The organism is Oleiagrimonas sp. (assembly GCF_027858935.1).
Lineage (GTDB): Bacteria > Pseudomonadota > Gammaproteobacteria > Xanthomonadales > Rhodanobacteraceae > Oleiagrimonas.
Window position 1 is genome coordinate 1 of sequence record NZ_JAQIBU010000009.1, and the last position, 14203, is coordinate 14203.

Annotated in this window: 13 protein-coding genes; 6 read left to right on the forward strand and 7 right to left on the reverse strand. The window is 66.4% G+C overall.

The genetic code is table 11. The annotated features are described in order from the left end of the window. The first annotated feature begins 29 nt into the window (after positions 1-29). Positions 30-1376 carry a tRNA (N6-isopentenyl adenosine(37)-C2)-methylthiotransferase MiaB gene (gene miaB / locus PF446_RS00380; RefSeq protein ID WP_298068582.1) on the forward strand — a complete coding sequence of 449 codons (1347 nt, stop codon included), beginning with the start codon at positions 30-32 and terminating at the stop codon, positions 1374-1376. A 30-nt stretch (positions 1377-1406) separates the two neighbouring features. On the opposite strand, the gene PF446_RS00385 is transcribed toward miaB, so the two are convergent. Genes PF446_RS00385 through PF446_RS00400 form a run of 4 tightly spaced genes read right to left on the reverse strand, consistent with a single transcriptional unit; the run spans position 1407 to position 5132 of the window. After that, positions 1407-2519, reverse strand: coding sequence for an ABC transporter permease (locus tag PF446_RS00385; protein WP_298068584.1), 1113 nt, complete (start codon positions 2517-2519; stop codon positions 1407-1409). Continuing rightward, positions 2516-3469 carry an ABC transporter ATP-binding protein gene (locus tag PF446_RS00390; protein WP_298068600.1) on the reverse strand — a complete coding sequence of 318 codons (954 nt, stop codon included), beginning with the start codon at positions 3467-3469 and terminating at the stop codon, positions 2516-2518. The genes PF446_RS00385 and PF446_RS00390 overlap by 4 nt, the downstream gene beginning before the upstream one ends. 20 nt (positions 3470-3489) lie before the next feature. Further along, positions 3490-4461, reverse strand: coding sequence for an HlyD family efflux transporter periplasmic adaptor subunit (locus PF446_RS00395; protein ID WP_298068586.1), 972 nt, complete (start codon positions 4459-4461; stop codon positions 3490-3492). Then, the gene (locus PF446_RS00400; protein WP_298068588.1) at positions 4458-5132 is read right to left on the reverse strand and encodes a TetR/AcrR family transcriptional regulator; all 675 of its coding nucleotides are present in this window, start codon (positions 5130-5132) and stop codon (positions 4458-4460) included. The genes PF446_RS00395 and PF446_RS00400 overlap by 4 nt, the downstream gene beginning before the upstream one ends. A gap of 103 nt (positions 5133-5235) precedes the next feature. On the opposite strand from PF446_RS00400, the gene PF446_RS00405 reads away from it, so the two are divergent. From PF446_RS00405 to PF446_RS00420, 4 genes are all read left to right on the forward strand, one after another. Next, positions 5236-6216, forward strand: a complete 981-nt coding sequence (locus PF446_RS00405; protein WP_298068602.1) for a PhoH family protein — start codon at positions 5236-5238, stop codon at positions 6214-6216. Next, a complete protein-coding gene (ybeY, locus tag PF446_RS00410) occupies positions 6213-6689 on the forward strand; it encodes an rRNA maturation RNase YbeY (RefSeq protein WP_298068589.1) in 477 nt (158 codons plus the stop codon). Before PF446_RS00405 ends, ybeY begins: the two co-directional genes overlap by 4 nt. An 81-nt stretch (positions 6690-6770) precedes the next feature. Beyond that, positions 6771-7619: a transporter associated domain-containing protein gene (locus PF446_RS00415; RefSeq protein ID WP_298068591.1), complete on the forward strand. Its 849-nt coding sequence runs from the start codon at positions 6771-6773 to the stop codon at positions 7617-7619. Between the two features lie 7 nt (positions 7620-7626). Beyond that, on the forward strand, positions 7627-8871 hold the full coding sequence (locus PF446_RS00420; RefSeq protein ID WP_298068593.1) for a DUF4105 domain-containing protein: 1245 nt from the start codon (positions 7627-7629) through the stop codon (positions 8869-8871). Between the two features lie 511 nt (positions 8872-9382). Here the strand turns inward: PF446_RS00420 and tsaB are convergent. From tsaB to PF446_RS00435, 3 genes are all read right to left on the reverse strand, one after another. Beyond that, entirely contained in the window at positions 9383-10072 is a 690-nt protein-coding gene (gene tsaB, locus PF446_RS00425; RefSeq protein ID WP_298068594.1) for a tRNA (adenosine(37)-N6)-threonylcarbamoyltransferase complex dimerization subunit type 1 TsaB, read from the reverse strand. 242 nt (positions 10073-10314) lie between these two features. Next, the gene (locus tag PF446_RS00430) at positions 10315-12228 is read right to left on the reverse strand and encodes an ATP-dependent DNA helicase (RefSeq protein ID WP_298068604.1); all 1914 of its coding nucleotides are present in this window, start codon (positions 12226-12228) and stop codon (positions 10315-10317) included. A 46-nt stretch (positions 12229-12274) separates the two neighbouring features. Further along, positions 12275-13279 (reverse strand): integron integrase, encoded by a 1005-nt coding sequence (locus PF446_RS00435; protein ID WP_298068596.1) that lies wholly within the window; start codon positions 13277-13279, stop codon positions 12275-12277. Positions 13280-13472: 193 nt separating this feature from the next. On the opposite strand from PF446_RS00435, the gene PF446_RS00440 reads away from it, so the two are divergent. Beyond that, positions 13473-14081, forward strand: a complete 609-nt coding sequence (locus tag PF446_RS00440; RefSeq protein WP_298068598.1) for a DUF998 domain-containing protein — start codon at positions 13473-13475, stop codon at positions 14079-14081. Positions 14082-14203 lie beyond the last annotated feature (122 nt).

Genomic DNA, 14203 nt, shown 5'->3' on the forward strand with positions numbered 1-14203 from the left:
CTGTTCGCCTCCAACCTGTTGATTCACCTATGAGCGGCAAGCTTTTCATCAAGACCCACGGCTGCCAGATGAACGCCTATGACTCGGCCAAGATGGTCGACGTGCTGAAGGCGTCGCACGGCCTGGAGTTGACCGACAACGCCGACGAGGCCGACGTCATCCTGATCAACACCTGCTCGATCCGCGAGAAGGCACAGGAGAAGGTGTTCAGCCAGCTCGGCCGCTGGAAGCAGCTGAAGGCGAAAAACGACAAGGTCGTGATCGGCGTCGGCGGTTGCGTGGCCAGCCAGGAGGGCGAGGCCATCGTCAAGCGCGCACCGTTCGTGGACCTGGTGTTTGGTCCGCAGACCCTGCACCGCCTGCCGGCCATGGTCGAGGCCAGCCGCCGCGACAGGCGCCCGCAGGTCGACATCAGTTTCCCCGAGATCGAGAAGTTCGATGCCCTGCCCGCGCCGCGCGCGGAAGGGCCGACCGCCTTCGTGTCGATCATGGAGGGCTGCTCCAAGTACTGCTCCTACTGCGTGGTGCCCTACACCCGTGGCGAGGAGATCAGCCGCCCCTTCGACGACGTCATCGGCGAAGTCGCGATGCTCGCCGAACAGGGCGTGCGCGAGGTCAACCTGCTGGGCCAGAACGTCAACGCCTATCGCGGCCCGATGTTCGACGGCGCGGTGGCCGACCTGGCGCTGCTGATCCACGCCATTGCCGAGATCGACGGCATCGGGCGCATCCGCTTCACCACCTCGCATCCGGTCGAGTTCTCCGACTCGCTGATCGAGGCCTACGCCAACGTGCCCAAGCTGGCCAACTACCTGCACCTGCCGGTGCAAGCCGGTTCGGACCGCATCCTGACGGCAATGAAGCGCGGCTACACAGCGCTGGAATACAAGCAGCGCATCCGCAAGCTGCGCGCCGTGCGCCCGGACATTTCCATCAGCTCGGACTTCATCGTCGGTTTCCCCGGCGAGAGCGAGCACGACTTCGAGCAGACCATGAAGCTGATCGAGGACATCGGCTTCGACCAGAGCTTCTCGTTCATCTACTCGCGCCGCCCCGGCACCCCGGCCAGCAACCTGCCCGACGACACCAGCGACGCAATCAAACATGAACGCCTCGCCCGACTGCAGGCGGCCATCAACGCCCACGCAAAAAAGATCAGCGAAGCCATGGTCGGCACGCTGCAGACGGTGTTGGTCGAGGGGCCGAGCAAGAAGAGCTCGCGGGAGATGACCGGACGCACCGAGAACATGCGCTTCGTCAACTTCCCCGGCGACACGCGCATGACCGGCCAGTTCGTCGATGTGGTGATCACCGAGGCCATGGCCAACTCGCTGCGCGGTCGCGTCGCGCTGGATGACGACCGCCAGGTCGCCTGATCCTGCAACGGGCCGCCTGGCCCGTTGTCGTCAATCGAGCCGTTTGCGAAACTGCGCGATGGCCACGGTCATCATGATCGCGGTGAAACCAAGCAACGCCAGCACGTCCGGCCACAGCTCCCACAGCCCCGCCCCGCGCAGCATCACGCCTCGGATCAGGCGCAGGAAATGCGTCAGTGGCAGCACCTCGGCCAGACACTGCGCGGCCTTCGGCATGCCGGCGAACGGGAACATGAAACCCGACAGCAGAATCGAGGGCAGGAACACGAAGATCATCATCTGCGTGGCCTGGAACTGCGACTTCGCGCGCGTGGAAATCAGCAGCCCCAGGGAAAGGTTGGCCAGGATCAGCAGCATCGCGGCCATGAACACATCCGGCAGCCAGCCACGCACCGGCACCGCGAAAATCCACACGCCCAGCGCCAGGATCACGCAGGTCTGGAGCAGGCCGATGATCACGTAGGGCAGCACCTTGCCGACCATCAGCTCGGCGCGCGTCAGCGGCGTGGCAATCAGCAGTTCCATGTTGCCGCGCTCGCGCTCGCGCACGATGGCAATGGCGGTGAACAGCACCATGGTCATGGTCAGGATCACCCCGATCAGACCCGGCACGATGTTGACCGCCGAGCGCCGCTCGGGGTTGTAGAAGGCGACCACGCGGATGCGTCCCTGCGGCGGGGTGCTGTTGGGTGGCGCGCGAAGGTCCGGCAAGCGGCTGTCGGTGATCGGAACCTGCGCCAATTGCATGGCCGCACTCTGTACCGCGGTGTCGCTGCCGTCGACCAGGATCTGCGCCACCGGGCGACCGTCCGCCCTGCGGCGTTCGAAATCACGTGGGATCACGATGCCCACGTTGATGCGTCCCTCGCGCAACAGGGTCATCAACTGCTGGGGCGTAGCCACACGTGCGGTCGGCTTGATCACGTCGGTGGCCAGCATGTTCATGACCAGCGCACGCGAAGCGCTGGTATGCGCCTGGTCGGCAATGCCGGCGTCCAGCCCGCGCAGGTTGAGGTTGATCGCATAGCCGAAAAGCACCAGCTGGAACACCGGAATGGTCAGGATCATGGCCAGGGTGATGCGGTCGCGGCGCAACTGGCGCAGCTCCTTGATCACGATGGCCCACAGCCGCCGCCAACTCATGCCGCCATCTCGCGTTGCGAACGTCCGTCATGCGTCGCGGCAACGAACACATCCTCGAGATTGGGCTCGGCAGGTTTGAACGTGGCGTCTGCATCGATCCCCTGCACGGTGGACTCGATGCGCTCGCGCACGGCCTGCGCCGAGGTTTCGCTGGCACCGTCTGCTGCATCGGTCAGGACCCGCAGCGAGGCACCGATCTGCGCCGCACTGAGCACGCCGGGCAAACCCGACAACGCGTGCTGGATGCGGCGCGGGTCCTTTGCGGTGACCACGAACGAGCGGCCTTCCAGCGCCGCGGTCATCTGCGCCGGCGTGCCGTCCCCGACCAGGCGGCCACGGTCGAGGATCGCCAGGCGATGGCAGCGTTCGGCCTCGTCCATGTAGTGCGTGGACACCAGCAGCGTGGTGCCGGCGTCGGCCAGTTCGAACAGCTTCTCCCAGAAATCGCGGCGCGACTCCGGATCGACCGCGCTGGTGGGCTCGTCCAGGAACAGCAGCTGCGGCTCGTGGATCACCGCCACGGCCAGCGCCAGACGCTGCTTCTGGCCACCGCTCAGGGTACCGGCCAGCTGCTTCTGCCGGTCGCTGAAATGGTATTGCTCGATCAGCGTGTCGATCCGGGCCCTGGTACGCGCCCTGGGTACGCTCTGCAGCGCAGCCATGAACTGAAGGTTCTCGCGCACGGTCAAGTCCTCGAACAGCGAGAATTTCTGCGTCATGTAGCCGATGTGCTTGCGCAATTCATCGGCCTGGGCCGGGATTCGCAGACCGAGCACCTCGATGTCGCCTTCGGACGGCGTCAGCAATCCGCACAGCATGCGGATGGTGGTGGACTTGCCCGAGCCATTGGGGCCGAGGAACCCGTAGACACGCTGTCCGGGCACTTGCAGGTCGACCTGGTCGACTGCGACCAGGTCGCCGAAGCGCCGGGTCAGCCCGCGCGCAAGGATGACCGGTTGCGCGGCCTCGCTCACGGTTTGTCCTGCGGCAGCGCGACCCGCACCGGTAGCCCCGCGGGCAGGCCGGCTGCATCCGGGCCCAGCGCGACCTGGGCCAGGTAGCTCAGGCGTGCCACATCTTCGCCGTTGAGGGCGTAGTAAGGGGTGTACACCGGTTCACTGTGGATCATGCGGATATGGCCGACATACGGCTTTTTACGCGCGCCGACGTACACCCGCACGGCATCGCCGTCGTGCAGCGCCGCGCGCCGGGGTTCGGGCACATAGATGCGTGCATACGGCGTGGCGCCCACCAGCAGCACCGCCAGCGGCGCACCCACGGGCGCCTGGTCGCCCAGCCGGTAGGGCAGGCTGTCAATGATGCCATCGCGCGGCGCGATGATGCGCAACTTGTCGAGCAGCACGCGCTGGGCCTGCGCCTGGTCCTTTGCGGCCGCCAGCGCGGCACGGGTCTGTGCGATCTGCTCCGGGCGGGTGCCATGCAGCAGCACGTCCAGCGCCGCACGCGCCGCGTCCACCTGGGCATCGGCCTGGCCGGCGGCGGCGCGGGCACTGTCCATCGCGGCAGCGGACACATAATCGGCCCCGGTCAGGGGACGGACCCGCGCCAGGTAGGCGCGCGCCTCGCGCGACCTGGCCTGGGCCGCCTTGAGGTTGGCCCGCGCCTGGGCGATGTCCTCCTTGCGCGGGCCGGCGACCCGTTCATCCAGCAACGCCTGCTGCTGCTCGATGCGGGCCTCGTCTGCGGACAGCGCGGCCTGCGCCTGCGCCGGGTTGAGCTGCATCAGCAGCTGGCCCTTGTGCACCCGCTGCCCTTCCCGCACATGCACTGCGACCAGCCGTTCGGACACCACCGCAGGCAGCGTGATGCGGTCGTATTCGAGCGTGCCCAGTGCCTGTGGCGGGGATTTTGCGCAAGCGGCCAGCAGCGCGGTGCTCACCACCGCCACGCATAGGCCTTTCAGCAGATCCGCACGGCTCATGTCCTGCCTCCCAGATCCAACTGCACGCCCCGCGACAGCAGGGTCAATGCGTGGGCGATCATCACGTCCGGCTGCAGTGTCTGTACATCGAACATCTTCTGCCAGACCGGTGCACCGGCCGCCGGGAACAGGGTCAGGCCGACCAGTGACATCACCAGCAGTCGCGGATCCAGGTCCGCCGGCATGCGCCCGGCTGCCTGCGCCGCGGCCAGGCGCTGCGCCAGCACGGCCGGGACCCGAGGCGCCACCTGTTCGCGCATGACCGCGCGCAATGCACCGCCCTCGCACAACACCTCGCGCACCCACAGCGGCGGTAGCCACGGGTGGGAGCTGATCACATCGCCGATCCCGCGCACGAAACCCTCGATCAGCTTCGCCGGGTCATTGCCGGCCGACTGCAGCCGGGCTTCCATCTGCCCCAGGGCGGGCAACAGACGCTCCTCGATCATCGCCTGCACCAGACGATCCTTGTCCCCGAAGTAGTAATGCAGCATGGCGGGCGTGACGCCGGCACCGGTGGCGATCGAGCGCAGCGAGGCGGCGCCGATACCGACCTTGACGAAACGCGCGATGGCCGCATCCAGCAGGGCTTCGCGCAGGTCCGGTTCGTCGCCGCCGGGGCGACCGGCACCGCGACCACGACGGCGCGATGGTGGGGTGGACTTGTGCATGGGCCGTAAATTAAATCAATGGTTAATTTAATGCAAGTCATGCCATGGCCCTGCGGCATCATGCGCTGTGGCCGTGGCTGATCTGGCGCGCTACCCTCGCCGGATGACCGAACTGAAACAGCGCGACTTCACCCTCGCCGACGACGACAACGCCCGCCTGGCCAACCTGTGCGGGCCCTTCAACGAGCATCTGCGCCAAGTCGAACTTCGGCTGGGCGTGGAGATCAACAACCGCGGCAACATCTTCCGCGTGATCGGCGACGAAAGCGCCATCAAGGCGGCCGAGAACGTGCTGCGCGCGCTCTACGCGGCCACCGAAAAGGAGTCCCTGAACGGCGCTCGCATCCACCTGTTCCTGTCCGAGTCCGGCGTCGACGCGCTGGCCGAGACATCGGCGGACGAGGCGCAAGAAGTGGTGATCAAGGTCAAGCGCGGGGTGATCAAGGGCCGCGGCCCCAACCAGGCCCGCTACCTGCACGCGATCGCCACCAACGACATCAACTTCGGCATCGGCCCGGCCGGTACCGGCAAAACCTACCTGGCCGTGGCCAGCGCCGTGGAGGCACTGGAGGCCGGCCGCGTGCAGCGCCTGCTACTGGTGCGCCCGGCGGTCGAGGCCGGCGAGAAACTCGGCTTCCTGCCCGGTGACCTCAGCCAGAAAGTCGATCCGTACCTGCGCCCGCTGTATGACGCCCTTTACGAGATGCTGGGCTTCGAGCGCGTGGCCAAGCTGATCGAGCGAAATATCATCGAGATCGCCCCACTGGCCTACATGCGCGGGCGCACGCTGAACGACTCCTACGTGATTCTGGACGAGGCCCAGAACACCACCGTCGAACAGATGAAGATGTTCCTGACCCGCATCGGCTTCGGCTCGGTGACCGTGATCAACGGCGACGTGACCCAGGTCGACCTGCCGCGCCACGCGCGTTCTGGTCTGCGCCACGCCATCGAGGTGCTGCGCGGCGTGGAGGGCATCAGCTTCACCTTCTTCACCTCGCGCGACGTGGTCCGGCATCCGCTGGTGGCGCGCATCGTGCGCGCCTACGAGGCGGCCGACCTCAACGAGAACCGCGACGCGTGAACCCCCGCGCCACGCCATCGCGGGCCACGGTCCACGTCAATTACGCCCTGCCCCGGCGCGGGATTCCCGCCGCCGGAAGCTTTCGCCGCTGGGTGGAGGCGGCGCTGTCCGGCGCCGGCCACGGCCGCGCGGCGGAGCTGTCCATCCGCATCGTCGATGCCGAGGAAGGCCGCACGCTCAATCGCACCTATCGCAAGCGCGATGACGCCACCAACGTACTTTCGTTCCCTGCCGAACTGCCGCCCGGCGTGGATCTGCCGCTGCTGGGCGATCTGGTCATCTGCGCCCCCGTGGTCGCGCGCGAGGCCTCCGAGCAGGACAAGACGACGCGCGACCACTATGCGCACATGACCATCCATGGGGTACTGCACCTGCTCGGGCATGACCATATCGAGGAGGCCGAGGCCCAGCGCATGGAGGCCATGGAACGGCGGATCCTGGCCGGTCTGGGAATTGCAGACCCCTACCGTTGAGCCCCCGCACGGGACTCGGAACCACTCCCCGGTTTCCGGTAAACTCGAATCCCCGCCCCAAGGGCAGCATGCTAGCGAGCAATGAACGAGGACCCAGGAAGTACCCACGGCCCGACCCACAAATCCTGGTGGGATCGTCTGGGCCATCTTTTTTCCGGTGAACTGCGCAGCCGCGACGAGCTGCTCCAAGAACTGCGCGCCGCACAATCCAACGGCCTGCTGACCAGCGACACGCTGGGCATGGTCGAGGGCGCCCTGAAGGTCACCGAGCTGGACGTCGACGACGTCATGATCCCGCGTGTGCAGATCGTCATGATCCCGGCCAACGCGCCGCTCAAGAGCATCATCGACACCGTGGTCGAATCCGGTCATTCGCGCTTTCCGGTGCACGGCGAGGACAAGGACGACATCCTCGGCATCCTCCTGGCCAAGGACCTGCTGAAGTACTTCGGCGACGGCGAAACGTTCGACATCCAGGCGCTGCTGCGCCCTGCGGTGCTGATCCCCGAGTCGATGCGGCTGAACGTGCTGCTTGCCGAATTCCGCCTGTCCCACAACCACATGGCAATGGTGGTGGACGAATACGGCGGCGTCGCCGGCCTGGTCACCATCGAGGACGTGCTGGAGGAGATCGTCGGCGAGATCGACGACGAGCACGACGACGAGGTCCCGCCGGTGATGATCCAGACGCTCACCGAAGGCGGCTATCTGGTCAGCGCGTTGACCCCGATCGCGGAATTCAACAACACCGTGGGCAGCGACTTCAGCGACGAGGAATTCGACACCGTCGGCGGCATGGTCACGGCCGAATTCGGACACCTTCCGGAAACCGGCGAGGAAGCCGAACTCGACGGCCTGCTGTTCTACGTCACCCAGTCCGACGACCGGCGCGTGCACCAGTTCCGCGTCCTGCCTCACGATACGGACTGACCTCGCCATGGGCCTGGCCAACCCGAGCATCACCCAGGGGCATGAACGCCGCTGGCTGGCGTTTGCGACCCTGTTGCTGCTGGCCCTGCTGCTGGCTCCCGTAGCCCGTGCCGGCATCGCCAACGCGCCTGGCAAGGACCTCGAGGTCTCCCTGATCACCTACGGTCCCGGATCCATCTACTGGGAGCGCTTCGGTCACGACGCCATCGAGATCCGCGACACGCTCAGCGGCCAGGCCGTCAACTTCAACTACGGCGTGTTCGACTTCAACCAGGCCAATTTTCTGTTCAACTTCGCGCGCGGACGCATGAACTACATGATGGACGCCGAGCGCAGCGGTCCCGAGATCGCCTGGTACATCGATCAGGGCCGCTCCGTGCGTCGTCAGACCCTGGCGCTGACGCCGGACCAGGCCGCCCGCCTGCGCGATTTCCTGCTCTGGAACCTGCGCCCGGAGCACATGCATTACCGCTATGACTACTACACCAGCAACTGCGCCACCAAGGTCCGCGACGCGCTCGACCGCGTGCTTGGCGGCCAGCTGCAGCGCACGCTGGTGCACCGCTCCGAACCGCTGACCTACCGCCAGCAGACCGATCGCCTGATGGCCAACCAGCCCTGGCTGATGCTGCTGCTGGACCTGGGCTTGAGCCACTACGCGGACCAGCCCCTGAATGCCTGGCAAGGCAGTTTCCTGCCCACGGTGCTTTCACGCGAAGTGGCCAGCGTGCGCGTCGACGACGGCCATGGTGGCCTGCGGCCCCTGGTGGCCGACGACACCCTGCTGGCGCACTCGAAACTGACGCCGCCGCCGGCGCAGCCGCCGGACCTGCGCCTGCCGATGCTGCTGACCGGCGCCGGGATTGCCGTGCTGCTGCTGGTCAGCGCGCGATCCCGACGCCGCACCGTGCGGTTATGCGGCAGCACGCTGGCCACGGTGTGGCTGCTGCTGGCCGGACTGGCCGGCCTGTTCATGCTGGCCCTGTGGACCGTGACCGCCCATCGTGCCGGCTGGGCCAACGCCAACCTTTTACTGTTCAGTCCGCTGGCATGGGGCTTGCTGCCCGCGGTCTGGCGTGCGCAGGTCACGCGACGCGCGCATCTTCTGGCATGGCTCGTCACGGCATTGGCGCTGGCCGCGCTGGCGTGCAACCTCGGCGGCTTGCTGACGCAGCGCAACCTGCCATGGATCCTGCTTGCGTTGCCGGTCTGGCTGGCGCTCCTGCGCATCCTTCGCCAGCGCACCCCGTAGCCCCGTAGGGGGAACCCCCGCAAAAACCACAAACACCACCGTGCCGCACCGCGCCCCTTCCCGGATGCGGCCGTTGGCCTTATCCGGGCTACACCCCCACCCCGTAGCCCGGATAAGCGCAGCGCATCCGGGGACCCCACCGCACAAACCACATCCACCGCCGGGCCGCACCGCTCCCCTTCCCGGATGCGGCCGTTGGCCCCCCCGTAGCCCGGATAAGCGCAGCGCATCCGGGGAACCCCCACCGCACCAACCACATCCACCGACGGGCCGCACCGCGCCCCTCCCGGATGCGGCCGTTGGCCTTATCCGGGCTACCCTCTCCGCACCAACCACATCCACCGACGGGCCGCACCGCGCCCCTTCCCGGATGCGGCCGTTGGCCTTATCCGGGCTACCTCCCCGTAGCCCGGATAAGCGCAGCGCATCCGGGGAACCCAACCGCACCAACCACATGCACCGAAGGGCCGCACCGCGCCCCTCCCGGATGCGGCCTTTGGCCTTATCCGGGCTACGGGTTACGCCGCTCGGCGAGGGTCTTGGCCACCTTGTCGCGCAGGTAGACGGGCAAGGCCTGTTCCGCGACCAGCGACTCGCCTGCGGCGAACCGCGCCGCCGCCAGATGCGCCACATGACGCGCCTGCGGATAACGCTCGGAGCTGGCCGATCGCGGGGTGCCGATCCTGGCCTGCAGCACCTCGGCATACGCGCCCCAGCCGGTCCCGACCACGTGCCAGCCGCCGCTGATGTCCGACACGGTCAGCGCCTGCGGCGCGCACACGCGCTCCTCGTCCATGGCGCGCAGCAGGCCGTGGGCATCGCGCGCAAAGGCGCCGGCATAGATCTCGCCCATGCGCGCATCGATCAACGCCAGTACAGGGCCACCATCGACGGGCGCTTCCATCGCTAACGCCGCCAGTGAGGACACCGTCACCACGGGAAGATCCAGCGCCAGCGCCAAGCCCTGTGCCAGCGACACCGCCAGCCGCACCCCGGTGAACGAGCCCGGCCCGCGACCGACGGCAATACCGTCCAGGTCCGCGCGTCGCAGGCCGGCATCGGCCAGCACCGCCTCGGCCATCGGCAAGGCCAGCTCGGCGTGGCGACGTGGCGCGATCTCGCTGCGCTCGAAAAGGTCCTCTCCGCGCAACAGGGCGACGGAACACGATTCGGTGGCGGTTTCCAGGGCAAGCAGGTTCATGGCGGTATTCTCGCATTGGCAGCAGTGCCCAGCACAACATGCCCATCGGGCAGAGATGGGGCACACCTGAGGCCGCGCGATGGTCAAACCATGACGCTGCCCGCAACACTCAACCCCCCGTCCTCCCCTGATGGCATGACAAGCCTGCGGTGGCGACCACAGCGCAGGCGCGTGAAAGATCCACGGCGCGCACCAAACCCAACACACGCCACTGAACCGCACTTTGCAAGCAAGCAGGACCTTCAGCCAAAAAATGCCTGTACATCGGCCAAGGCCGTGGTGCGCGGCATCGGCGGCAGGCTGGCCAGGAACAGCTTGCCGTAGCCCTTGGTCCGCAATCGCGGATCACACAGCACCAGCACGCCGCGGTCGTGCACGTCGCGGATCAGCCGGCCCGCGCCCTGCTTCAGCGCGATCACCGCCGTGGGCACCTGCCAGCCCATGAACGGGTTCACGCCGGCCTGATCCATTGCCTCCAGGCGCGCCTGCAGCACCGGATCGTCGGGCGCGGCGAACGGCAGCTTGTCGATCACCACCACGCTCAGCGCCTCTCCGGCCACGTCCACGCCTTCCCAGAAGCTGGCCGCACCCAGCAGCACGCCGTGGCCGGAATGGCGAAAGTCCTCCAGCAACTGGTGGCGCGGCGCACGCCCCTGCACGAACAGCGGCCACGGCACGCGATCGGACAGCAACTCGGCCGCGCGCTGCAAGGCGCGGTGCGAGGTGAACAACAGGAACGCGCGCCCGTTGGACGCTTCCAGCACCGGCAACACCGCCTCGACCACCTTCGCGGTAAAGTCCTCGCTGCGCGGTTCGGGCAGATCCGGCGGCAGATAGCACAGCGCCTGGCGGGTGTAGTCGAACGGGCTCTCCAGCGACATCTCGACCGGATCAACCAGACCCAGCTGGCCGCAAAAGTGGCCGAAGTCACCGGCCACCGACAACGTGGCCGAAGTGTGGATCCAGGCTGCCTGCGCGGCCTCGCGCAGCGCCTGCATCGGCGTGGCCAGATCCAGCGGCGTGGCGTGCAGCGTGAAGGTGCGCGCGGTGGTCTCGTACCAGCGCACCTCGCCCGCGCCGGTGTGCTCGTCGATGCGTTCCAGCCGTCCGCACAGCGCTTCAGCCCGCTCGTGCACGTTGGCCAGCCCGCGTGAACGCTCGGCCTGGCCAGCCAGCACGTCGGCCAGGTCGCCCAGGGTCCGGCGCAGCGCCGCCAGTGACTCGTGCACCGCGTCGTGGCGCAAGGCGGCGTCGAAGGCACCGCGTTGCGGCAGCCGGTCCATCGCCAGGCGCAGCTCACGCACCGATTTGTGCAGCGCCTCGCACGGCTCCAGCAGCACGCTGGTGGCGCCGGTCACAGTGCCGCCCTCGGTGAGCGCGTCCTTGCCCAGCTCGTCCAGCTGCCGCGCGCTCACGCTTACGGAAAAAAACTGTCCGGCCAGCTCCGGTACCTGATGCGCCTCGTCCAGGATGAACGCGTGCGCGCCGGGCAGGATCTCGCCAAAGCCCTCCTGCTTCAGCGCCAGGTCCGCGAACAACAGGTGATGGTTGACCACCACCACGTCCGCATCCGCCGCCTCGCGCCGCGCACGGAATACATGGCAGTCGTCAAAGAACGGGCACTCGCTGCCCAGGCAATTGTCCGGCGTGGAGGTCACGCGCGGCCACAGCGGCGACTCCTCCGGCACTTCGGCCAGTTCCATGCGGTCGCCGCGCCGCGTGCGCGCCGACCAGGCGCGCACGATGGCCAGTTGCCGCGCTTCGTCCTTGCTGGTGAACGTGCCCTCGCGCACCGTCTGGTCCAGCCGGTACAGGCACAGGTAATTGGCCCGACCCTTGAGCAGGCTGGCCTTGACGCGTGCATCGAGCACGGCCATGACCCGCGGCAGGTCGCGGAAATACAGCTGGTCCTGCAGCGCCTTGGTGCCGGTCGACACGATCACCCGCTTGCCCGACAGCATCGCCGGCACCAGGTAGGCGAAGGTCTTGCCGGTACCGGTGCCCGCCTCGGCCACCAGCACTTCGCGCTGCTCGATCGCCTCGGCCACCGCGCGCGCCATCGCCTGCTGCGCCGCGCGCGGCGCAAAATTGGGCACCTCGCGCGCAAACGGCCCGTCCGCGCCGAGCAGGCCGGCCACCTCGTCGTAGTCATTCATCGCGCCAGTATCGCCGAGGCGCCGGGAACGCGAAACCATATCGCGCTCAGGCACGGTCCAACGGGCTCAGCACGCCCAGGCCCGGGCGGTTCAGGACGTGGGTATAGATCTGCGTAGTCGCCACATCCTTGTGTCCCAGCAGTTCCTGCACGGTACGGATGTCGTGACCATCCTCCATCAGGTGCGTTGCAAAGGAATGCCGCATCGTATGACAGGTCGCAGGTTTGTCGATACCTGCCCGTTTGCGGGCTGCCTTCACGGCCCGTTGCAGCACCGTCTCGTGCAAGTGATGCCGCCGCTCCACGCCTGAGCGTGGATCCGGCGAGCGGTGTGTCGCCGGAAAAACATACTGCCAGCCCCACTCACGCGCAGCATTCGGGTATTTGCGTGCCAGCGCATGCGGGAGGTGGACGGCCCCGAACCCGGCCGCAAGGTCCGACCGGTGCAACAGTCGTGCAGCCGCCATCTGGTCTTCGATCGCACCGGACAGTGTACGCGGCAGGGGCACGAGGCGATCCTTGTTGCCCTTGCCCTGGCGCACCGTGATGGCATGGCGCGCGAAATCCACATCCTTTACGCGCAACCGAAGGCACTCCATCATCCGCAGGCCCGCGCCGTAAAGCAGGCCGGCCATCAACCAGTCCCTGCCTTCCAGCTGTGCCAGCAAGCGGTGTACCTCGTCACGCGTGAGTACCACCGGCAGGCGTCGCGGCCGCTTGGCGCGCACCACGTTCTCCATCCATGGGAGCTCCTGCTTGAGCACTTCCTTGTACAGAAACAGCAAGGCCGCCAGGGCCTGGTTCTGTGTACCCGCCGCGACCTGGCCCTCGACCGCCAGGGAGGTCAGGAAACGTTCGACCTCCGCACCACCCATCTCGCGCGGGTGGCGCTTGTGGTTGGCAAGAATGAACCGCCGAATCCATGCCACATACGCCTGCTCCGTGCGCAAGCTGTAATGCCGCACCCGCATGCATTGGCGAACCTGGTCCAGCAACCTCGGCCGGCGTCTGGCCGAACCCCTTACACCGGCATCCTGCCCCATGTAACTCATACACCCTCCATGTGCCGCATAACACCGACAGCTTACGGGCACCCGAAGAGCGAGCGAATAAGGCAATCGCTTGTTCCAATGTAGGAATTGCCTGATTGTAGGCACACACCAGATGCGCAATACTCGGTGCAACGCCTCACCATGAGGCCGAATAAGCGTTAGCCCTCAATCATCCGACAAACGGAGCTTATGGATGCGTACTTTGGCAGTAAAGCAGGCGATGTTATTCCCGATTGGCGCCATGCTGGCCCTCATGCTGGTCGGCCTGACGGTCCACGGGTACTCCTCAACATCTCAGCAAATGAGTGAGCTTGGGTTGCTTGCGGGCTATCCAGCGGTCCTTGAAAGTGTGCTAGCAATCATCGTTGGGGTGTCGGTCATCATATTCGCCCTCGGACTCATCGGGCATCCGTCCGGACGCTTTGCCTTTACTGCCGGCACCTCAATCGTGTTCGGTGTAAGCATGCTTAGCAACGGGATCTTCCCTATGGGGAGTCCGCTGCATGGCATGTATGCCATTGGTTTTTCTGTCGTCCTCACTCCGGTCTTTTTTGTCGCTGAGCTTCACGCATCTCAGCAAACGCAAACAACTCGCGTGGTTTCGATGTGGGCTGCAGTGATCACGCTTTTCTATTTCTGGGCCACAATTACTCGCTTCGATCCAAACGGGTTTCACGGCCTCACGCAACGCCTTGCCGTAATCATTACCTTCGGCTGGTTCTCATACGCTAGCTATGCGTTGTCACACAACAAAGCAAAGAGCGGGACAGTGCCTTCTGCGGCTTTGCCAGCAGAGGGCTAACAACTCCGTAAGAGACTTCCCGTCAATACCGTCCGCTTGATGCTCTTGCCTTGAGCTTTCAGGCTTTCGCTGGTCCTCAAGTTGTCCTCTGTCTTGCGTCGTGCTTGTCAGTGCTTGTGGCG

Bases quoted from the DNA above. Each gene is read 5' to 3' on its own strand.
- miaB (WP_298068582.1), top strand. From the start codon at position 30: ATGAGCGGCAAGCTTTTCATCAAGACCCACGGCTGCCAGATGAACGCC.
- PF446_RS00385 (WP_298068584.1), bottom strand. From the start codon at position 2,519: ATGAGTTGGCGGCGGCTGTGGGCCATCGTGATCAAGGAGCTGCGCCAG.
- PF446_RS00395 (WP_298068586.1), bottom strand. From the start codon at position 4,461: ATGAGCCGTGCGGATCTGCTGAAAGGCCTATGCGTGGCGGTGGTGAGC.
- PF446_RS00400 (WP_298068588.1), bottom strand. From the start codon at position 5,132: ATGCACAAGTCCACCCCACCATCGCGCCGTCGTGGTCGCGGTGCCGGT.
- PF446_RS00405 (WP_298068602.1), top strand. From the start codon at position 5,236: ATGACCGAACTGAAACAGCGCGACTTCACCCTCGCCGACGACGACAAC.
- PF446_RS00415 (WP_298068591.1), top strand. From the start codon at position 6,771: ATGAACGAGGACCCAGGAAGTACCCACGGCCCGACCCACAAATCCTGG.
- PF446_RS00420 (WP_298068593.1), top strand. From the start codon at position 7,627: ATGGGCCTGGCCAACCCGAGCATCACCCAGGGGCATGAACGCCGCTGG.
- tsaB (WP_298068594.1), bottom strand. From the start codon at position 10,072: ATGAACCTGCTTGCCCTGGAAACCGCCACCGAATCGTGTTCCGTCGCC.
- PF446_RS00430 (WP_298068604.1), bottom strand. From the start codon at position 12,228: ATGAATGACTACGACGAGGTGGCCGGCCTGCTCGGCGCGGACGGGCCG.
- PF446_RS00435 (WP_298068596.1), bottom strand. From the start codon at position 13,279: ATGAGTTACATGGGGCAGGATGCCGGTGTAAGGGGTTCGGCCAGACGC.
- PF446_RS00440 (WP_298068598.1), top strand. From the start codon at position 13,473: ATGCGTACTTTGGCAGTAAAGCAGGCGATGTTATTCCCGATTGGCGCC.